The 22,607-nt window shown below is 74.9% G+C and carries 3 protein-coding genes; all 3 read left to right on the top strand.

Annotated elements, in window-relative coordinates:
- Positions 1-24 precede the first annotated feature (24 nt).
- Genes J0910_RS03320 through J0910_RS03310 form a run of 3 tightly spaced genes read left to right on the top strand, consistent with a single transcriptional unit; the run spans position 25 to position 22,580 of the window.
- The gene (locus tag J0910_RS03320; RefSeq protein ID WP_420157028.1) at positions 25-3,408 is read left to right on the top strand and encodes a type I polyketide synthase; all 3,384 of its coding nucleotides are present in this window, start codon (positions 25-27) and stop codon (positions 3,406-3,408) included.
- Between the two features lie 43 nt (positions 3,409-3,451).
- A complete protein-coding gene (locus tag J0910_RS03315) occupies positions 3,452-11,455 on the top strand; it encodes a type I polyketide synthase (RefSeq protein WP_420157027.1) in 8,004 nt (2,667 codons plus the stop codon).
- A 58-nt stretch (positions 11,456-11,513) separates the two neighbouring features.
- Positions 11,514-22,580 carry an SDR family NAD(P)-dependent oxidoreductase gene (locus tag J0910_RS03310; RefSeq protein ID WP_420157026.1) on the top strand — a complete coding sequence of 3,689 codons (11,067 nt, stop codon included), beginning with the start codon at positions 11,514-11,516 and terminating at the stop codon, positions 22,578-22,580.
- Positions 22,581-22,607: the final 27 nt, after the last annotated feature.

The raw sequence follows: 22,607 nt of genomic DNA, 5'->3' as shown, positions 1-22,607 counted from the left end.
CCCACTCCGAGGAGGTGCGCCCCCATGGCGGATGACGGCAAGCTGGTGGAGAACCTCCGCTGGGTGACGCTGGAGCTGCACAAGGCCCGGCAGCGCCTGCGCGAGACGGAGGAGGAGCGCCGGGAACCGATCGCGATCGTCGGCATGGCCTGCCGCCTGCCGGGCGGGGCGGCCTCGCCCGAGGACCTGTGGCGGCTGGTCGATGGCGGTACGGACGCGATCACCGGGTTCCCCGAGGACCGGGGCTGGGACCTGGACGCCGTCTACGACCCCGACCCCGGTCGGCGGGGCACCAGCTACACCCGCGAGGGCGGGTTCCTGGACGACGCGGCCGGCTTCGACGCCGGGTTCTTCGGGATCTCCCCGGACGAGGCGCGGGTGACCGACCCGCAGCACCGGCTGCTGCTGGAGACCTCCTGGGAGGCGTTCGAGCGCGCCGGGATCGACCCGGCGACGGTGCGCGGCAGCCGGACCGGCGTGTTCGCCGGGGTCATGTACCACGACTACGGCCAGGGGCTTCCCGGCCTCCCCGCGGAGCTGGACGGCCGGCTGACCATCGGCACCTCCGGCGCGCTGGCGTCGGGCCGGGTCTCCTACACCTTCGGCCTGGAGGGCCCGGCGGTCACCATCGACACCGCGTGCTCGTCCTCGCTGGTCGCCCTGCATTCGGCGGTGCAGGCGCTGCGCAGCGGCGAGTGCTCGATGGCGCTGGCCGGCGGCGCCACGGTGCTGTCCGCCCCGTCGGTGCTGGTGGAGTTCAGTCGGCAGCGCGGTCTGGCCGAGGACGGCCGGTGCAAGGCGTTCGCGGCCGCCGCGGACGGCACCGGGTTCGCCGAGGGCGCCGGCGTGCTGCTGCTGGAGCGGCTGTCGGACGCGCGGCGCAACGGCCACCAGGTGCTCGCGGTGGTGCGCGGCAGTGCGGTCAACCAGGACGGCGCCTCCAACGGGCTCACCGCCCCCAACGGCCCGTCCCAGCAGCGGGTGATCAGCCAGGCCCTGGCCAACGCCGGGCTCAGCGCTTCCCAGGTGGACGCGGTCGAGGCGCACGGCACCGGCACCGGCCTCGGCGACCCGATCGAGGCCCAGGCGCTCCTCGCCACCTACGGCCAGGACCGGCCCGAGGACCGGCCGCTCTTCCTCGGCTCGATCAAGTCCAACATCGGCCACACCCAGGCCGCAGCCGGCGTGGCCGGCGTGATCAAGATGGTCATGGCCATCCGCAACGGGGTCCTGCCCAGGACCCTGCACATCGACGAGCCCTCGCCGCGGGTGGACTGGGCGGCGGGCGCCGTTCGGCTGCTGACCGACCCGGCCGCGTGGCCGGAGACCGGCGAACCCCGCCGGGCGGGCGTCTCCTCCTTCGGGATCAGCGGAACCAACGCGCACGTCGTGATCGAACAGGCACCGGCCGAAGAGGCACCGGCCGAGCAGGCACCGGCCGCGTCCCTGCCGATCTCCGACCTGCCCGCCGTTCCCTGGGTGCTCTCGGCGCGCAGCGCCGCCGCGCTGCGCGGCCAGGCCGGGCGGCTCTCGGCCCACGTCCGGGAGCACACCGACCTGGACCCGGTGGACGTCGGCCACTCGCTGATATCGACGCGGAGCAGGTTCGACCACCGGGCCGTGATCGTCTGCGAGGACCGCGAGGCGCTGCTCCGGGGGACCGCCGCGCTCGCGGCGGGCGAGTCGGCGGCCGGTGTGGTGACCGGCACCGTCGGGGCGGACGACGGCACCGTGTTCGTGTTCCCGGGCCAGGGCTCGCAGTGGGCCGGGATGGCCGTGGGCCTGCTGGACTCCTCCCCGGTGTTCGCCGAGCGGATGGCCGAATGCGCGGCCGCGCTGGCGCCCTTCACCGACTGGTCACTGCTGGACGTCCTGCGCGGCGCCGAGGGCGCGCCGTCCCTGGAGCGGGTCGACGTGGTCCAGCCCGCGCTGTGGGCGGTCATGGTCTCCCTCGCCGAGATGTGGCGGTTCCACGGCGTCCAGCCGGACGCGGTGGTCGGGCACAGCCAGGGCGAGATCGCCGCCGCCTGCGTCGCCGGAGCCCTCACCCTCGAAGACGCCGCCCGCGTCGTCGCCCTGAGAAGCCAGGCCCTGCTGGAGCTCTCCGGCAAGGGCGGCATGGTCTCCGTGGCGCTCTCCGCGGACGAGACCATCCGGCGCCTGGAGGAGCGGTGGAACGGACGGCTGTCCGTCGCCGCCGTCAACGGCCCCGCCGCAACCGTGGTCTCCGGCGACACCGACGCCCTCGACGAACTGATCGCCGCCTGCGAAGCCGACGGCGTGCGCGCCAAACGCATCCCGGTCGACTACGCCTCCCACTCCGCCCACGTCGAGCAGATCGAAGAGCGCCTGCTGGACGCGCTCGCCCCGATCGAACCGCGCAGCTCGCAGGTGCCGTTCTACTCCACCGTCACCGGCAAGCCCATCGACACCGCAGAGCTCGACGCCGCCTACTGGTACACCAACCTCCGCCAGACCGTCCAGCTCGCGCAGACGGTGGACATCCTGCTGGACGACGGCCACGGGGTGTTCATCGAGTGCAGCCCGCACCCGGTGCTGACGGCCGGGCTCCAGGAGGGGTTCGAGAAGGCCGGGCGCCCCGCCGCCGCCCTGGGCACCCTGCGCCGCGACGACGGCGGCCCGGTCCGCTTCCTCACCTCGCTCGGCGAGGCGTACGCGCACGGCGCCCCGGTCGACTGGGCCGCGCTGTACGCCGGCACCGGCGCCCACCGCACCGACCTGCCCACCTACGCCTTCCAGCACCGGCGCTACTGGCTGGCGGACAGCACCGGGGGCCGTACCGCGGCGGTGTCCGCCCCGTCCCCGGCGGTGGAGCAGGCACCCGAGGCCGAGCCGGCCACCGACGCACTGGCGCGGTGGACCGAGTGGCTGTCCGGGCAGCCCGAGGCCGAGCAGGAGCGCCTGCTGCTGCGCGCGGTGCGCACCGAGGCCGCGGCCGTGCTCGGGCACGCCTCACCGGACGAGCTGGAACTCGGCGGCACCTTCCGCGAACTGGGCTTCGACTCGGTGAGCGCCGTCGAGCTCCGCAACCGCCTCAACGCGCGGACCGGCCTGGCGCTGCCCGCCACCCTCGTCTTCGACACCCCCACGCCGTCGGCGCTGGCCCGGCTGCTGCGCACCGGGATCCTGTCCGCCTCGGCGCCCGCCGCGCCGGTGTACGCCCACCTGGACGCGCTGGAGTCCGCCCTGGTGGGGCTCGCCTCGGGCGCCGGCGACGCCGCGGAGCGGGAGCGGATCACCGACCGGTTGAGCGGCATCCTCGCCGGCTGGACCGGCGCCGACCGGACCGGCGGCCGGGCCGAGCCCGGCGGCGAAACCGGTGGACTCGGCGCGGCGACCGCCGACGAGATGTTCGACCTCCTCGACCGAGAGCTGGGCGCCTCGTGAGCCGTCCCGAGCCCGCCTCCGCGCCGTCCCAAGGGAGCCCGTGTTGACCACCAATGAGGAGAAGCTCCTCGACTACCTCAAGCGGACCACGGCCGAGCTGCGCCAGGCGCGCGGGCAGGTGCGCGAGCTGGAGGACCGGGAGCACGAGCCGATCGCGATCATCGGGATGGCCTGCCGCTACCCCGGCGGCGTCGCGTCACCCGAGGACCTGTGGCGGCTCGTGGCCGAGGGCGCGGACGCGATCACCGGGTTCCCCGACAACCGGGGCTGGGACATCGAGAACCTCTACGACCCCGACCCCGAGGCGTCCGGCACGTCCTACGTCCGCGAAGGCGGCTTCCTGCACGACGCCGCCGAGTTCGACGCGGACCTGTTCGACATCAGCCCGCGCGAGGCATCGGCGATGGACCCGCAGCAGCGGCTGCTGCTGGAGACCTCCTGGGAGGCGTTCGAACGCGCCGGGATCGGACCGGAGTCGGTGCGGTCCAGCCGGACCGGCGTCTTCATCGGGTCCAACGGCCAGGACTACGGCCCCCGCCTGCACGAGGCGCCGCCGAGCGCCGAGGGCCACCTGCTCAGCGGGCAGGCCGCCAGCGTGATGTCGGGCCGGGTGGCCTACACGCTCGGCCTGGAGGGCCCGGCGGTCACGGTCGATACCGCGTGCTCGTCGTCGCTGGTCGCGCTGGACCTGGCGATCCGCTCACTGCGCCGGGGCGAGTCCGGGATGGCGCTGGCCGGCGGCGTCTCGGTGATGAGCACGCCGGGCGGCTTCGTGGAGTTCAGCCGCCAGCGCGGGCTCTCCCCGGACGGCCGGTGCAAGGCGTTCGCCGCCGCGGCGGACGGCACCGGCTGGGCCGAGGGCGCGGGCGTGCTGCTGCTGGAGCGGCTGTCCGACGCGCGGCGCAACGGCCACCAGGTGCTGGCGGTGGTGCGCGGCAGCGCCGTGAACCAGGACGGCGCCAGCAACGGCCTCACCGCGCCCAACGGGCCCGCCCAGCGGCGGGTGATCCGGCAGGCGCTGGCCGACGCGCGGCTGTCGCCGACCGACGTGGACGCCGTGGAGGCGCACGGCACCGGCACCCGGCTCGGCGACCCGATCGAGGCCCAGGCGGTGCTGGCGACCTACGGCCAGGACCGCCCGGACGACCGGCCGCTCTTCCTCGGCTCGCTGAAGTCCAACATCGGCCACTCCCAGGCGGCCTCCGGTGTCGGCGGCATCATCAAGATGGTCATGGCCATGCGCCACGGCACACTGCCGAAAACGCTGCATCTGGACGAGCCCACCCCGCACGTGGACTGGTCGGCGGGCTCCGTCGAACTGCTCGCCGAGGCCCGCCCCTGGCCCGAGGCGGAACGGCCGCGCCGGGCGGGCGTCTCCTCCTTCGGCGTGAGCGGCACCAACGCGCACGTCGTGGTCGAGCAAGCACCGGCCGAAGAGGCACCGGACGGGCAGGCGGCGGACGGTCAGGCGGCGGAGGCGGGAGCGGCGGCCGCCCCCGAGGCGCTGCCCTGGGCGCTGTCCGGCCGCACCGCGGCGGCCCTGAGCGCGCAGGCCCGGCGGCTCCGGGCCCACCTGGAGGCCACCCCCGCCCTCGATCTCCTGGACACCGCCTACTCCCTGGCGACCACCCGATCCGCGCTGGACCACCGCGCGGTCGTGATCGGCGGCGGCCGCGACGACCTGATGGCCGGCCTGGACGCGCTGGCCGCCGGAGACCCCGCCGCAGGCGTGGTCAGCGGCACGGCCCGGCTGGAGACCAAGACCGCGTTCCTGTTCTCCGGGCAGGGGTCGCAGCATGCCGGCATGGGCCGCGAGCTGCACGCGGCGTTCCCCGTCTTCGCCGACGCCTTCGACGCGGCGTGCGCGGCGCTCGACGAGCAGCTCTCGGGGCACGTCCCGCACCCCGTGCGCGACGTGGTCTGGGCCGGAGAAGACTCCGACCTGGCCGGGCTGATCGACCAGACCGTCTACACCCAGGCCGGACTCTTCGCCGTCGAAACCGCGCTGTTCCGGCTGGTCGAGTCCTGGGGCATCCGCCCGGACCTGCTGGCCGGCCACTCCATCGGGGAGATCACCGCCGCGCACACCGCCGGGGTGCTGTCCCTGGAGGACGCCGCCGCGCTGGTCGCCGCCCGCGGGCGCCTCATGCAGGCCCTCCCCGCAGGCGGAGCCATGGTCGCGATCCAGGCCACCGAAGACGAGGTCTTCGAGGCCCTGGTCGGATCGGGCAGCGGCGCGGGCATCGCCGCGATCAACGGCCCCGTCTCCGTCGTCGTCTCCGGCGAGGAGAAGGCCGTCCTGGAGATCGCGGAGCACTTCCGCGAGCAGGGCCGCAAGACCAAGCGGCTCAACACCAGCCACGCCTTCCACTCGCCCCTGATGGAACCCATGCTCGCCGAGTTCCGCGCGACGCTGGAAGGGCTCTCCTTCACTTCCCCTGCCGTCCCGGTGATCTCCAACCTGACCGGAGAGACCGCCACCGCCGAACAGCTCTGCTCGCCGGAGTACTGGGTCCGCCACGTGCGGGAGGCCGTCCGCTTCACCGACGGGATCCACACCCTGGAGACCCAAGGCGTGACCGCCCTCCTGGAGCTGGGCCCCGACGGCGTCCTCACCGCCATGGCCGCGGAGACCGCGACCGCTCCCGCCGCGGCGACCGCGCTGCGGCCGGACCGCCCCGAGGCCGCGACGCTCTTCGCCGCCCTGGCCGAACTCCATGTCCACGGCGTCCGCCTGGACTGGGCCGCGATCTTCGCCGGTACCGGCGCCGAGCGCACCGACCTGCCCACCTACGCCTTCCAGCGCAAGCGCTACTGGCTGGAGGCAGGGCGGTCGCCGGTCTCCCCCGGTGAGGCGCCGGAGGCCGAGCGCCCCCGGGCGGTGGCCGGCGACGCACCGCTCCTCCCCGCACTCCCCGGCGAGGAGCGGGACCGCACCCTGATCCATCTGGTCGCCGCGCAGGCGGCCGCGGTGCTCGGCCACTCCTCCGCGGAGGCGATGCTGGACGGCCGCGCCTTCAGAGAGCTGGGCTTCGACTCGCTGACCGCCGTCGAGCTGCGCAACCGGCTGAACACCGCAACCGGCCTGTCGCTGCCCGCCACCCTGGTCTTCGACCACCCCACCCCGCAGGCGCTCGCCGACCACCTGAACGCCGAGCTGACCGGGGCCGACACCCGGGTCCCGGCGCAGGCCGCGGCCGTCGCCGCCGACGAGCCGATCGCCATCGTCGGCATGGCCTGCCGCTACCCGGGCGGGGTCCGGTCCCCGGAGGAGCTGTGGCGGCTCGTCGCCGCCGCAGGCGACGCCGTCTCGCCCTTCCCCACCGATCGCGGCTGGGACCTGCACGGGCTGTACGACCCGGACCCGGCGCGCCCCGGGAAGTCCTACGTCCGCGAGGGCGGCTTCCTGCACGACGCGGCCGACTTCGACGCCGGGTTCTTCGGGATCTCCCCCCGTGAGGCGCTGGCGATGGACCCGCAGCAGCGGCTGCTGCTGGAGACCTCCTGGGAGGCGTTCGAACGCGCCGGGATCGACCCGGCGGCGGCGCGCGGCGGCCAGGTCGGCGTGTTCGCCGGGGTCGCCTCGCAGGATTACGGCCCCCGGCTGCACGAGGCCCCGGAAAAGGTCGAGGGCTACCTGGGCATCGGCACCGCCGCGAGTGCGCTGTCCGGCCGGATCTCCTACACCTTCGGCTTGGAGGGCCCGGCCGTCACGGTCGACACGGCGTGCTCGTCATCGCTGGTCGCCCTGCACTTGGCCGCGCAGGCGCTGCGCAGCGGGGAATGCGCGATGGCGCTGGCCGGCGGCGTGACGGTGATGTCCTCTCCCGCCGCCTTCCAGGAGTTCAGCCGCCAGCGCGGGCTCTCCCCCGACGGCCGGTGCAAGGCGTTCGCCGCGGCCGCCGACGGCACCGGCTGGGCCGAGGGCGTCGGCATGCTCTTGGTGGAGCGGCTGTCCGACGCGCGCCGCAACGGCCACCAGGTGCTGGCGGTGGTGCGCGGCAGCGCCGTGAACCAGGACGGCGCCTCAAACGGGCTCACCGCCCCCAACGGGCCCGCCCAGCAGCGGGTCATCCATCAGGCCCTGGCCAACTCCGGGCTCACCCCGGCCGACGTGGACGCCGTGGAGGCGCACGGCACCGGCACCACGCTGGGCGACCCGATCGAGGCCCAGGCCCTCTTGGCGACCTACGGCAGGGAGCACTCCGAGGACCGGCCGCTCTTCCTCGGCTCGCTGAAGTCGAACATCGGCCACTCCCAGGCGGCCTCCGGTGTCGGCGGCATCATCAAGATGGTCATGGCCATGCGCCACGGCACGCTGCCGAAGACCCTGCACGTGGACGAGCCGACCCCGCACGTGGACTGGTCGGCCGGGGCGGTGGAGCTGCTCACCGAGGAGCGGCCGTGGCCCGAGGCCGAACGGCCGCGCCGGGCGGGCGTCTCCTCCTTCGGTGTGAGCGGCACCAACGCGCACGTCGTCGTCGAGCAGGCACCGGTTGAAGAGGCGCCGGTCGAGCAAACACCGATCGGGCAGGCACCGGAGACCGAGGACGTCTCCGAGGGCGCAGGGCTTCCGGCCATGCCGTGGGCGCTGTCGGGCCGGACCGAGGCGGCGCTGCGCGCCCAGGCCGGTCGGCTGCTGGCCCATCTGGAGGCCGCCCCCGACCTGAACCTCCTGGACACCGCGTTCTCCCTGGCCACGACCCGCTCGGCCATGGAGCACCGCGCGGTCGTGGTCGGAAACGACCGCGAAGGCCTGCTCACGGGGCTCGCGGCGCTAACGCAGGAGACTCCCGACCCCGCTGTGGTAAACGGCTCGATATCACCCCGAGGAACGGCGTTCCTGTTCTCGGGGCAGGGGTCCCAGCGTGCCGGGATGGGCCGTGAGCTGCACGCGGCCTTCCCCGTCTTCGCCGACGCCTTCGACGCCGCATGCGCTGCGCTCGACGCGCATCTGGACCGGCCGCTGCGCGAGGTCATGTGGGCAGAAGAAGGCTCCGAGGCCGCCGGGCTGATCGACCAGACCGCCTACACCCAGGCCGGACTCTTCGCCATCGAAACCGCCCTGTTCCGCCTGGTCGAATCCTGGGGCATCACCCCCGACCTGCTGGCCGGCCACTCCATCGGAGAGATCACCGCCGCACACACCGCCGGAGTCCTCACCCTCGAAGACGCCGCCGCGCTGGTCGCCGCACGCGGACGCCTGATGCAGGCCCTCCCCGCAGGCGGAGCGATGGTCGCCCTCCAGGCCACCGAAGACGAGGCCACCGAGGCCCTGGCCGGCTTCGAAGGCCGGGCCGCGATCGCCGCGATCAACGGCCCGACCTCCACCGTCGTCTCCGGCGAAGAGGACGCGGTCATCGAGATCGCGGACCACTTCCGCGACCAGGGACGCAAGACCAAGCGCCTGACGGTCTCCCACGCCTTCCACTCGCCCCTCATGGAACCCATGCTGGAGGACTTCCGGAAGACCGCCGAAGGACTCTCCTTCGCGCCCCCGGCCATCCCCGTGGTCTCCAACCTGACCGGTGCCCTCGCGACGGCTGAACAGCTCTGCTCCCCCGACTACTGGGTCCGCCACGTCCGCGAAGCCGTCCGCTTCGCCGACGGAATCCGCACCCTGGAAACCGAAGGCACCACCCGCTTCCTGGAACTGGGCCCCGACGGCGTCCTCACCGCCATGGCACAGGACAGCCTGGCCGATGAGGCGACCACCGTCCCCGCCCTACGCGCCGACCGCCCCGAAGCCGAAGCGCTCACCACCGCCATCGCCCGGCTCCACACCAGCGGCGTGAGCCCGGACTGGTCCGCGTTCTTCGCCGGGACCGGCGCCCAGCAGGTGGAACTGCCCACCTACGCCTTCCAGCGCGAGCGCTACTGGCTGGACGGCTCCGCCACCGCCTCGGCCGGCGGCGCATCGTCGGTCGACGCCCGGTTCTGGGAAGCGGTGCGCCAAGGGGATCTCGCCTCTCTGGCCGATACGCTCCAGATCACCGACGAGGCGGCGCTGGGCGCGGTTCTGCCCGCCCTCTCCCGCTGGCGGCAGAGTTCGGACACCCGGTCGACCCTTGACGCATGGCGCTACCAGGTCGCCTGGAAGCCCACCGCCGACCCCGCGGCCGCGGCCCCGTCCGGCACCTGGCTGCTGGTGGTCCCGCCCGGCCGTCGCGACGATGAGGCCGTGGCCGCCTGTGCGCGTCGCCTGGCCGACGGCGGCGCCTCGGTCGTGCAGGTCGAACCGGCCGCCCGCGACGACCGCGCCGGACTCGCCGAGCAGCTCCGGAACGCCTTGGACGGCGTGCGCCCCGACGGCGTGCTCTCCCTGCTGGCCCTGGACGAGGCCGACTTCCCCGGCCTGCCCGCCCTGCACACCGGAACGGCCGGCACCGTGCTGCTGGTCCAGGCGCTGGAGGACGCGGGCATCGAGGCGCGGCTGTGGTGCCTCACTCGGGGAGCGGTCTCCACCGGCTCCACCGATCCCGAGGTCAGCGCGGTGCAGGCGCAGACCTGGGGTCTGGGCCGGGTGATCGCCCTGGAGCACCCTCGAGGGTGGGGCGGGCTCATCGACCTGCCGCCGGTGCTGGACGGGCCGGCGCTGGACCGTCTGTCCGGTGTGCTCGCGGGCGACGGCGGCGAGGACCAGATCGCGATCCGCCCTTCCGGCGTGTACGCGCGCCGGCTGGTTCGGGCGCCCCTGCCTTCCGGCCCGATCTCCGAGTGGCGGCCGCGCGGCACCGTGCTGGTGACCGGCGGAACCGGGGCGCTGGGCGGCCGCATCGCGCGCAGCCTCGCCGCCGGCGGCGCCGAGCACCTGCTGCTGACCAGCCGCCGCGGGCACCAGGCCCCTGGAGCCGCCGAGCTGGTCGCGGAGCTGAGCGCTCTCGGTGCCCGGGTGACGGTGGCGGCCTGCGACGTGTCCGACCGGGAGGCGCTGGCCGAACTGCTGGCGTCCGTCCCGGCCGAGTTCCCGCTGACCGCCGTGGTGCACGCCGCGGGGGTGGGCGACCCCACCGCGCTGATCGACACCGACCTGGCCGAGTTCGCCCGGGTCGTCGCCGCCAAGACGGCCGGCGCGCGGAACCTGGACGAGCTGCTGGCGGACACCCCGCTGGACGCCTTCGTCCTGTTCTCCTCGATCGCCGCGACCTGGGGCAGCGGCGCCCAGGCCGCCTACTCCGCGGCCAACGCGTTCCTGGACGGGCTGGCGGAGCGGCGGCGCTCCCGCGGCCTGCCGGCCACGGCGGTCGCCTGGGGCCCCTGGGCCGGAGGCGGCATGGCCGAGGGCGAGGCGGGTGAGCAGATGCACCGGCGCGGCGTCCCCGGGCTGGACCCCGGGCTCGCGCTCACCGCCCTGCATCAGGCGGTCGCGCACGGGGAGGCCGCCGTGGTGGTGGCCGACGTGGACTGGGCGCGGTTCGTCCCCGCCTTCACCGCGATGCGCCCCAGCCCGCTCCTCGGCGACTTGCCGGAGGTCCGCCAGGTCCTGGAGCAGGAGGCGGCCGAACTCGACGCCGCCGCGTCCGGCGGCTCCGCGCTGGCGGAGCGCCTGGCGGCCGCGCCCGCGGCCGAGCGCGAGCGGCTGCTGTCGGAGGCGGTGCGCGCCCAGGTGGCGACGGTGCTGGGGTACCCGTCCGGGCAGTCGGTCGACCTCGACCAGCCGTTCGGTGAGCTCGGAGTCGACTCGCTGGCCGCCGTGGAACTGCGCAACGGGCTCAACGGCGCCACCGGGCTGCGGCTGCCCAGCACGCTCGTCTTCGACCACCCCACGACCGCGGCGCTCATCGACCACCTGCGGGAGCGGCTCCTGCCCGACACCGGGGAGAGCGCGCCGGTGGACGCGGAGATCGACGCCCTGGAGGCGTCGCTCGACGCGATCGCCGCCGACGACACCGACCGCACACGCATCACGACACGCCTGGAAGCCCTTGTGGCCAAGTGGAAGGGGTCCGCCGGAGCCGCGGACGGCTCATCGATCGCCGACCGCATCGAATCGGCGTCCGACGACGAGATATTCGATCTGCTCGGCAACGAATTCGGCATTTCCTGACCGCGCACCCCGCCTCCATGAACGTGACTTTCCGGCGATCGACCCCAAGGACCTCCCCATGACCACGAGTGAAGAGAAGCTCCGCTACTTCCTGAAGCGGGTGACAGCCGACCTGAACGACGCCCGGTCACGCCTGCGCGAGGTCGAGGACAAGGAGCGGGAGCCCCTTGCCATCGTCGGGATGAGCTGCCGGTTCCCCGGGGGCGCGAATTCACCGGAAGAGCTGTGGCGGCTCGTGGAGAACGGCACCGACGCCGTTTCCGGTTTCCCGGTCGACCGGGGCTGGGACGTCGAGCGGCTGTACGACCCGGACCCGGAGCGCTCCGGAACGTCGTACGTGCGCGAGGGCGGTTTCCTGCACGACGCCGGTGAATTCGACTCCCTCTTCTTCGGGATCTCGCCGCGCGAGGCGCTGGCGATGGACCCGCAGCAGCGGCTGCTGCTGGAGGCCTCCTGGGAGGTCTTCGAGCGGGCCGCCATCCCGGCGTCCGCGCTGCGCGGAAGCCGGACCGGGGTGTTCGTCGGCGGCATGGCGCAGGTGTCCGGCCCGCGCCTGGACGAGGCCGCCGAAGAGCTGGAGGGCTACTACGCCACCGGGAGCGCCGCCAGCGTCCTCTCCGGCCGGATCGCCTACAGCTTCGGCCTGGAGGGCCCGGCGGCGACGATCGACACCGCGTGCTCGTCCTCGCTGGTCGCCCTGCACCTGGCCGCGCAGGCGCTGCGCAAGGACGAGTGCTCGCTCGCGCTGGCCGGCGGGGTGACCGTGATGGCCACGCCCGAGGGCTTCGTGGAGTTCAGCCGCCAGCGCGGGCTCGCGGCGGACGGGCGGGTCAAGGCGTTCGCCGCGGCCGCCGACGGGACCGGCTGGGCCGAAGGCGTCGGCATGCTGCTGGTCGAGCGGCTGTCCGACGCGCGCCGCAACGGCCACAAGGTGCTCGCGGTGGTGCGCGGCAGCGCGGTCAACCAGGACGGGGCGTCCAACGGGCTGACCGCCCCCAACGGCCCGTCCCAGCAGCGGGTCATCCATCAGGCGCTGGCCGGCGCCGGGCTCAGCCCTTCCCAGGTGGACGCGGTCGAGGCGCACGGCACCGGCACCACGCTGGGCGACCCGATCGAGGCCCAGGCGCTGCTGGACACCTACGGGCAGGACCGGCCGGAGGGGCGGCCGCTCTTCCTGGGTTCGCTGAAGTCCAACGTCGGCCACACCCAGGCCGCGGCCGGGGTGGGCGGCGTGATCAAGATGGTCATGGCCATGCGCCACGGGGTTCTGCCCAAGACCCTGCACGTGGACGAGCCGACCCCGCACGTGGACTGGTCGGCCGGGGCCGTGGAACTGCTCACCGAGGCCCGCCCCTGGCCCGAGACCGGCGAGCCCCGCCGGGCGGGCATCTCCTCCTTCGGGATGAGCGGCACCAACGCGCACGTCGTGATCGAAGAGGCGCCGGTCGAGCAGGCGGTCGCGGAAGGAGCAGAGGGGGCACGGCCCAGTGCGGCTCCGCTCCGGGGACTGCCGGTGGTGCCGTGGGCGGTGTCAGCGAAGACCGAGGCGGCGCTCCGCGCCCAGGCCGAGCGGCTCTCGGCCCACGTCCGGAAGCACGCCGACCTGGACCCCGTGGACATCGGATACTCCCTCGCCACGACGCGCTCGACGCTGGAGCACCGCGCCGTTCTGATCGGCCGGGACCGGGAGGAGCTGCTTGCCGGGCTCACCGCGCTGGCCGACGACGACGCCGCTTCCGGCGCGGTGCGCGGCACCGCCGGCTCCCCCGGTCGGACGGTGTTCGTCTTCCCCGGCCAGGGATCCCAGTGGGCCGGAATGGCCGTCGAGCTGCTGGACTCCTCCCCGGTCTTCGCCGAGCGGATGGCCGAATGCGCGGCCGCCCTGGCCTCCTTCACCGACTGGTCGCTGATCGACGTCCTGCGCGGCACCGACGGCGCACCGACCCTGGACCGGGTCGATGTGGTCCAGCCGGCCCTGTGGGCCGTCATGGTCTCCCTCGCCGAAGTCTGGCGCGCACACGGCGTGCAGCCCGACGCCGTCGTCGGGCACAGCCAAGGAGAGATCGCCGCCGCCTGCGTCGCCGGAGCCCTCACCCTCGAAGACGCCGCCCGCGTCGTCGCGCTGCGCAGCAAGGCCCTGCCCGAACTCTCCGGCCAAGGCGGCATGGTCTCCGTGGCACTGCCCGCCGAGGAGATCGGCCAGCGCCTGGAGAAGTGGGACGGACGGCTCTCCGTCGCCGCCGTCAACGGCCCCGCCGCAACCGTGGTCTCCGGCGACACCGACGCCCTCGACGAACTGATCGCCGCCTGCGAAGCCGACGGCGTGCGCGCCAAACGCATCCCCGTGGACTACGCCTCCCACTCCGCCCACGTCGAGCGGATCGAGAAGCGGCTGCTCGACGTGCTGGCGCCGATCGAGCCGCGCAGCTCGCAGGTGCCGTTCTACTCCACCGTCACCGGCGAGCCCATCGACACCGCAGAACTCAACGCCGCCTACTGGTACACCAACCTCCGCCAGACCGTCCAGCTCGCACCGGCCGTGTACACGCTCCTGAGCCACGGGCACGGGGCGTTCATCGAGTGCAGCCCGCACCCGGTGCTGACGGCGGCGGTGGAGGACACCGCCGCGGCCGCCGAGCACCGCGCCACCGTGCTCGGCACCCTGCGCCGCGATGAGGGCGGCCTGGAGCGCCTGTTCACCTCCCTGGCAGAAGCGCACGCCAACGGCACCGCCGTGGACTGGACCCAGGTCTTCACCGGCACCGGCGCCGAGCGCACCGACCTGCCCACCTACCCCTTCCAGCGCGAGCACTACTGGCTCAAGGTTCCCCGGGCCCGCGGCACGGAGGCGACCTCGGACGGCTGGCGGTACAAGGTCGCCTGGAAGCCGCTGGCCGACGCATCGGCACAGGCCGCGCAGACGGCCCCCGGGACCTGGCTGCTGGTCGTCACCGGGGAGCCCGCCGACCGCCCCTGGGCCGACGCGGCCGGCGCGCTGCTGGACGCGGACGGCGGTCAGGCCGTCCGGGTCGAGATCGACGCCGAGGCGGACCGGGACCGGATCGCCGAACTGCTGCGCGGCGCCCTGGCCGGGCGGCCGTCCACCGAGGTCCGCGGCGTCCTGTCGCTCACCGCCCTGGCGTCCGGCCCGCACGGCCGCCACCCGTCCGTCCCGCGCGCCCTGGCGGGCACGCTCGGCCTGGTGCAGGCACTCGGCGACGCCGGGATCGACGCGCCGCTGTGGCTGGCCACCCGCGGAGGCGTGGCCGTCGATGACTCCGAGCGGCCGGACCGGCCGGAGCAGTCCCTGGTCTGGGGCCTGGGCCGGGTCGTGGCCGAGGAGCACCCGCAGCGCTGGGGCGGCCTGGTCGACCTTCCGGAGACCGCCGACGAGCCCGCGGTGCGCCGGCTGCGCACCGTCCTCACCGGCGGGGGCGGCGAGAACGAGGTGGCCGTCCGGCCGTCGGGCGTCTTCGGCCGCCGGCTCCTGGAGGCCGCCGCCGGCGACGACCGGACCGGGGAGACCGCCTGGCGGCCGCACAGGACGGTGCTGGTCACCGGGGGAACGGGGGCGCTGGGCGCGCACGCCGCCCGGTGGCTGGCGCGCGGCGGCGCCGAGCACATCGCGCTGGTCAGCCGCCGGGGCCGGGCCGCCGAGGGCGCCGAGGAGCTCGAAACCGAGCTCACCGCGCTGGGCGCCGAGGTCTCCATCGCCGCCTGCGACGTGGCCGACCGGGACGCATTGGCCGAACTGCTCACCGGGCTGCCCGGGCGGCTGACCGCGGTGGTGCACACCGCCGCCGCGCTGGACGACGACCTCGTCGCCGCGCTGACCATCGAGCAGCTGGACCGGGCCCTGCGCGTCAAAATGCAGGCCGCGGTCAACCTGGACGAGCTGACCCGCGACCGCGACCTGTCGGCGTTCGTCCTCTTCTCCTCCCTCGCCGGGGTCTACGGTGGCGCCGGCCAGGGCAACTACGCGCCGGGCAACGCGTTCCTGGACGCCTTGGCGCTGCGGCGCAGGGCCGAAGGGCTGCCCGCGACCTCGGTCGCCTGGGGCCACTGGGCCGGCGGCGGCCTGGCCGAGGGGGCGCTGGAGCGGCGGCTGCGGCAGCGCGGCGTCCCCTCCATGGACCCCGAGCTCGCCGTCTCCGGCCTCCAGCGGGCGCTGGACCGGGACGAGACGTGCATCGTCATCGCCGACGTGCAGTGGGAGCGCTCGATCCCCGAGGGCGGATCCCCGAGGGCCCTGGTCCGGGAGCTTCCCGCGTTCCAGCGGCGCTGGACGGACCGGCCCGCCGAGACGGCGGAGACCGCCGGCTCCGCGACCGGGGCCGCCTCCCCGCTGGCCGCCCGAGTGGCCGGGCTCTCCGCGCAGGACCGCGACGAACTGCTGCTGGGGATCGTGCGGACGCAGATCGCGGATGTGCTCGGCTACGCGGCGCCGGAGGCGGTCGAGCCCGGCCTGGCCTTCCGCGACCTCGGCTTCGACTCGCTGACCTCGGTGGAGCTGCGCAACCGGCTGGGCGCGGCCGTCGGGCTCCGGCTGCCCGCGACCCTGGTCTTCGACCACCCCACCCCCGCCGACCTGGTCGTCCACCTGGCCGGAGAGCTGACCGGCGCCGAGACCGGAGGCGACGCGCCGGAGGCGGTCCGGGGATCCGCCGACGAGCCCGTCGCGATCGTCGCGATGAGCTGCCGGTTCCCCGGCGGCGCGGACACCCCTGAGGAGCTGTGGCGCCTGCTGGCCGAGGGTCGCGACACGGCGGGCCCGTTCCCCGACGACCGCGGCTGGGACCTGGAGAACCTCTACGACCCGGACCCGGACGGCCACGGCACGTCGTACGTGCGCGAGGGTTCGTTCACCGACCGCGCGACGCTGTTCGACGCCGGGTTCTTCGGGATCTCCCCGCGCGAGGCGCTGGCGATGGACCCGCAGCAGCGACTGCTGCTGGAGGCCACCTGGGAGGCGTTCGAGAACGCCGGCATCGACCCGGAGTCGGTGCGCGGCGACCGGATCGGCGTCTTCGCCGGAACCAACGGCCAGGACTACACCTCGCTCCTGCTGGGCGCCGGTGACGCGGTCGAGGGCTACATGGGCACGGGGAGCGCGGCCAGCGTCTTCTCCGGCCGGATCTCCTACACCTTCGGCTTCGAGGGCCCCGCCGTCACGGTCGACACGGCGTGCTCGTCGTCGCTGGTCGCGCTCCACCTGGCCGCACAGGCGCTGCGCAACGGGGAATGCACGATGGCGCTGGCGGGCGGCGTGACGGTGATGTCCACCCCGGTCGGGTTCGTGGAGTTCAGCCGCCAGCGCGGCCTCTCCCCCGATGGCAGGGCCAAGGCGTTCGCGGCCGCGGCAGACGGCACCGCCTGGGGTGAAGGCGTCGGCATGCTGCTGGTGGAGCGGCTGTCGGACGCGCGCCGCAACGGCCACGAGGTGCTGGCCGTGCTGCGCGGATCGGCGGTCAACCAGGACGGCGCTTCCAACGGGCTGACCGCCCCGAACGGCCCGTCCCAGCAGCGGGTCATCCGCCAAGCGCTGGCCGACGCCGGTCTGGCGCCGGCCGACGTGGACGCCGTGGAGGCGCACGGCACCGGCACCCGGCTGGGCGACCCGATCGAGGCCCAGGCGCTCCTCGCCACCTACGGCCAGGACCGGCCCGAAGAGCGGCCGCTCTTCCTCGGCTCGATCAAGTCCAACATCGGCCACACCCAGGCCGCAGCGGGCGTGGCCGGCGTGATCAAGATGGTCATGGCCATCCGCAACGGCACGCTGCCGAAGACCCTGCACGTGGACGAGCCCACCCCGCACGTGGACTGGGCGGCCGGGGCCGTTGAGCTGCTGGCGGAGGCGCAGCCCTGGCCCGAGACCGGCGAACCCCGCCGGGCAGGTATCTCCTCGTTCGGGATCAGCGGCACCAACGCGCACGTCGTGGTCGAGCAGGCACCGACCGCCGCTTCTCCGGAGACCGGTCCGGGACGGGTGCTTCCGGAGCTTCCGTGGGCGGTGTCGGCCAAGACCGAGGCGGCGCTGCGCGCCCAGGCCGGTCGGCTGCTGGCCCATCTGGAGGCCGCCCCCGACCTCGACCTCCTGGACACCGCGTTCTCCCTGGCCGCGACCCGCTCGGCCATGGAGCACCGCGCGGTCGTGGTCGGGAACGACCGCGAGAGTCTGCTGGCAGGGCTGGGCGCGCTGGCGTCCGGCGAGCCCGCCGCCAACCTCGTCCAGGGCACGACCGGAGCGGCGGGGAAGACCGCGTTCCTCTTCTCGGGGCAGGGTTCGCAGCGCGCCGGGATGGGGCGTGAGCTGTACGCGGCCTTCCCGGTCTTCGCCGACGCCTTCGACGCGGCGTGCGCTGCGCTGGACGTGCATCTGGACCGGCCGCTGCGCGAGGTCGTGTGGGCCGGGGAAGGCTCCGAGGCCGCCGGGCTGATCGATCAGACCGCCTACACCCAGGCCGGACTCTTCGCCATCGAAACCGCCCTGTTCCGCCTGGTCGAATCCTGGGGCATCCGCCCCGACCTGCTGGCCGGCCACTCCATCGGAGAGATCACCGCCGCACACACCGCCGGAGTCCTCACCCTCAAGGACGCCGCCGCACTCGTCGCCGCCCGGGGACGCCTGATGCAGGCCCTGCCCGCAGGCGGGGCCATGGTCGCCCTCCAGGCCACCGAAGACGAAGTCCTTCCCCACCTGGACGGACGCGAACACGAACTCTCCATCGCCGCGATCAACGGGCCCACCTCCACCGTCGTCTCCGGCGAAGAGGACGCGGTTACCCAGGTGGCGGACCGCTTCCGTGAACAGGGACGCAAGACCAAGCGGCTGACGGTCTCCCACGCCTTCCACTCGCCGCTCATGGAACCGATGCTGGAGGACTTCCGGAAGACCGCCGAAGGACTGTCCTTCGCGCCCCCGGCCATCCCCGTGGTCTCCAACCTGACCGGGGAAACCGCCACCGCCGAACAGCTCTGCTCCCCCGACTACTGGGTCCGTCACGTCCGCGAAGCCGTCCGCTTCGCCGACGGAATCCGCACCCTGGAAACCGAAGGCACCACCCGCTTCCTGGAACTGGGCCCCGACGGCGTGCTGACCGCCATGGCGCAGGACAGCGTCGGCTCCGAGACCGCCCTGCTCGTCCCCACCGCCCGCAAGGACCGGCCCGAGACGACCGCGCTGGTCACCGCGCTCGGAACCCTGCACACCAACGGATCGGCCGTGGACTGGACCGCGTTCTTCGCCGGCACCGGCGCCCAGCGCGTCGACCTGCCCACCTACGCCTTCCAGCACGAGCGGTACTGGCTGGACGCCCCGGCGGCGGCCGGGGACGTGTCCTCGGCCGGCCTGGACTCCGCCGAGCACCCGCTGCTCGGCGCCGCCGTGGCGCTGCCCGAGACGGACGGGTTCCTCTTCACCGGCCTGCTCTCGCTCCGCACCCACCCCTGGATCGCCGACCACGCCGTGCAGGGCACCGTGCTGCTGCCCGGCACCGCGTTCGTCGAGCTCGCGCTGCACGCCGGTGCGCAGGTCGGATGCGGCTCCGTGGAGGAGCTGACCCTCACCGCCCCGCTCGTTCTGCCGCAGACCGGCGGGGTCCGAATCCAGGTCACCGTCGGCGCGGCCGACGACTCCGGCCGCCGGCCGATCAGCGTCCACTCGCGCAGCGCCGACGCCGGACCGGACGCCTCCTGGACCCGGCACGGCACCGGTTCGCTGGTCCCCGGTACGGCGGCCCCCGCTTCCGTCCCGGACCCCGTCTGGCCGCCGGAGGGCGCGACCCCCGTCGACGTCACCGACCTCTACGACCGGTTCGCGGACCGGGGGTTCGCCTACGGCCCGGTCTTCCAGGGGCTCCGCTCCGGCCTGCGCTACGGCGGCGAGGTCCTCACCGAGGCGGTGCTGGCCGAGGTGGCGCTGCCCGCCGACCACCGGGAGCAGGCGGCAGGGTTCGGGATGCACCCCGCCCTGCTGGACGCGGCCCTGCACGCCGTGGGCCTGGGCTCGTTCTTCCCCGAGGACGGGCAGGGCCGCCTCCCGTTCTCCTGGTCGGGCGTGTCCCTGCACGCGCACGGCGCGTCCGCCCTCCGCGTGCGGCTGACGCAGCCCGAACCCGGCGCGCTCGCCCTGCAGGTCACCGACGGCACCGGCCGACCGGTGCTCTCGGTGGACTCGCTGGTGCTGCGGCCCGTCTCGGCCGAGCAGCTCAGCGCCGCCCGCGGCGAGCAGCACGACTCCCTGTTCCGCCTGGACTGGACGGCCGTCCCCGCCGGATCCGCCCGGCCGGGCGGCTGCGCGGTGCTGGGCGATGCCGGCCCCGATCTGGCCGCGGCCCTGGCCCGGAACGGCGTGAAGGCCGAGCCCGCCGCGGACCTGGCCGCGCTCCGCGCCGCGGTGGACGCCGGCTCCCCCGTCCCCGACCTGGTCCTGCTGCCGGTCACGGCGGACGGCGGAGCGGTGGCGCCGGGCGTGCACGCGGCCGGGCTGCGCGTCCTCGGCGTGCTGCAGGATTGGCTCGCCGACGACCGGTTCACCGGGTCGCGGCTGGCCGTCGCCACCCGGGGCGCCGTGGCCGCCGGCCAGGGCTCGGACGGGAAGACCGACCTGGCCGGGGCGGCGGTCTGGGGCCTGGTGCGCTCGGCCCAGGCCGAGCACCCCGGGCGGTTCGGCCTGGTCGACACCGACGGCGGCGAGGCGTCCGCCGCCCTGCTGGTCGCCGCCGCCGCGGACCCCGGCGAACCGCAGGCCGCGCTGCGGGACGGGACGCTGCTCGTGCCCCGCCTCGCCCGCGTGTCCTCCGGCTCTTCGCTGCTGCCGCCCGCCGGCGGGTCGCCGTGGCGGCTGGACGCCCTCGCCAAGGGCACCCTGGACGGCCTGGCCCTGGTCGCCGCCCCCGACGCCGCCGAGCCGCTCTCCGGCGGGCAGGTCCGCATCGCGGTCCGCGCCGCCGGGCTGAACTTCCGGGACGTGCTGAACGCCCTGGGCATGTACCCGGGCGAGGCCGGTCCGCTGGGCCAGGAGGCGGCGGGCGTGGTCACCGAGGTCGGGCCCGGCGTCACCGGCCTGGCCGTCGGCGACCGGGTGATGGGCGTGCTGTCCGGGTCCGGTTCGCTCGGCACGGCCGCGGTGGCCGACCACCGGCTGCTCGCCCGGATGCCGCCGCGGTGGTCGTTCGAGCAGGCCGCCGGCGTCCCGGTCGCGTTCCTGACCGCCTACTACGCGCTGGTCGACCTGGCCGGTCTGCGTCCCGGCGAGTCGGTGCTGGTTCACTCCGCCGCGGGCGGGGTCGGCATGGCCGCCGTGCAGATCGCCCGGCACTTGGGCGCCGAGGTGTTCGGCACCGCCGGCACCGGCAAGTGGGGCGCGCTGCGCTCGCTCGGCCTGGAGGACGGGCGCATCGCCTCCTCCCGCACCCTGGAGTTCGCCGACGGCTTCCTCGCCGCCACCGGCGGCCGCGGGGTGGACGTGGTGCTCAACGCGCTCGCCGGGGAGTTCGTCGACGCCTCGCTGCGGCTGCTGCCCAACGGCGGCCGCTTCCTGGAGATGGGCAAGACCGACGTCCGCTCCGCCGAGTCGCTGCGCGCCGACCACCCCGGTGTGGAGTACCGCGCGTTCGACCTGGCCGAGGCGGGGGCGGAGCGGACGGGCCGGATGCTCGCCGAGCTCCTGGAGCTGTTCGAGCGGGGCGTGCTGGCCCCGCTGCCGACCACCGTCTTCGGCCTGCGCGAGGCCCCCGACGCCTTCCGGTACATGAGCCAGGCGAAGCACGTCGGCAAGGTGGTGCTCACCCCGCCGCGCGTCCCCGACCCGGAGGGCACGGTGCTCATCACCGGCGGGACCGGCGGCCTGGGCGGCCTCGTCGCCCGGCACCTGGCCGCCGGCGGGACCCGGCACCTGCTGCTGGTCGGCCGCCGCGGCCCGGACGCCGAGGGCACCTCGGAGCTCCTGGCCGACCTCGCCGAACTCGGCGCCGCCACCGCCGTCGTCGCCTGCGACGCGGGCGACCGCGACGCGCTCGCGGGGCTGCTGGACCGGCTTCCGGCCGAGCACCCGCTGACGGCGGTGGTGCACACGGCCGGCGTGCTGGACGACGGCACCGTCGAGGGGATCGCCCCGGAGCGGTTCGACGCCGTGCTGCACCCGAAGGTCGACGCCGCCTGGAACCTGCACGAACTCACCCGCGACCTGGATCTGGCCGCGTTCGTGCTGTTCTCCTCGGTCGCCGGGGTGTCCGGGGCGGCCGGTCAGGGCGCCTACGCGGCCGGCAACGCGTTCCTGGACGCCCTCGCCGAGCACCGCCGCGGCCTCGGGCTGCCCGCGGTCTCCCTGGCCTGGGGGCTGTGGGAGCAGACCGGCGGCATGGCGGCCGCCTTGGAGGAGGCCGACCGGTCGCGGATGGGCCGCGCCGGGATGCGCCCGCTCTCTCCGGAGCAGGGCCTGGCCCTGTTCGACACCGCCCGCGCGCTGGACGAGGCGGTGCTCGTCCCGATGCGGCTGGACGTCTCCGCGCTGCGCGGCGCCGACCTGCCGCCGGTGCTGCGCGGGCTGGTCCGCGCGCCGGCGCGGCGCGCCGCCGGGCCGGAGGCGGCCGGCGACGGGGGCACGCTCCGGCAGCGGCTGGCGGCGCTCCCCGCGGCCGAGCGGAACCGGGCCCTCCTCGACCTGGTGCACACGCACGTGGCCGCGGTGCTCGGGCACGCCGACGCCGCGTCGGTGGACTCCGGGCGCGGCTTCCTGGACCTGGGCTTCGACTCGCTGACCGCGGTCGAGCTGCGCAACCGGCTGCAGGCGGCCACCGGGCTGCGGCTGCCGTCCACGCTGATCTTCGACTACGCCAGCGCCGAGGAGCTGGCCGCGCACCTGCGCTCGGAGCTGACCGGCGACGAGGACGGGTCCCCGGTGGCGCCGCTCCTCGCCGAGCTGGACCGGCTGGAGGCCGCGCTGCTGTCGCTCCCCTCCGACGAGGACGGCCGGGCTGCCGTCAGCGGCCGCCTGCAGACCCTGCTGTCGAAGTGGAACGGCTCGACCGGGGCGGAGGCGGAGGCGTCCGTGGCCGACCGGTTGCAGTCGGGCTCGGTCGACGACCTCTTCGACTTCATCGACGACACGCTCGGCGGTGCCTGAGCCGATGACTCGAACTTTCCTGGTGAC

The organism is Nocardiopsis oceanisediminis, from assembly GCF_048595525.1.
GTDB classification, from domain to species: Bacteria; Actinomycetota; Actinomycetes; order Streptosporangiales; family Streptosporangiaceae; genus Nocardiopsis_A; species Nocardiopsis_A oceanisediminis.
Note: the sequence above shows the minus strand (reverse complement) of the source record. Positions and strands in the feature narration are given on the sequence as shown.

Coding starts and splice junctions, on each gene's coding strand:
- J0910_RS03320 (WP_420157028.1), top strand. CDS start 25: ATGGCGGATGACGGCAAGCTGGTGGAGAACCTCCGCTGGGTGACGCTG.
- J0910_RS03310 (WP_420157026.1), top strand. CDS start 11,514: ATGACCACGAGTGAAGAGAAGCTCCGCTACTTCCTGAAGCGGGTGACA.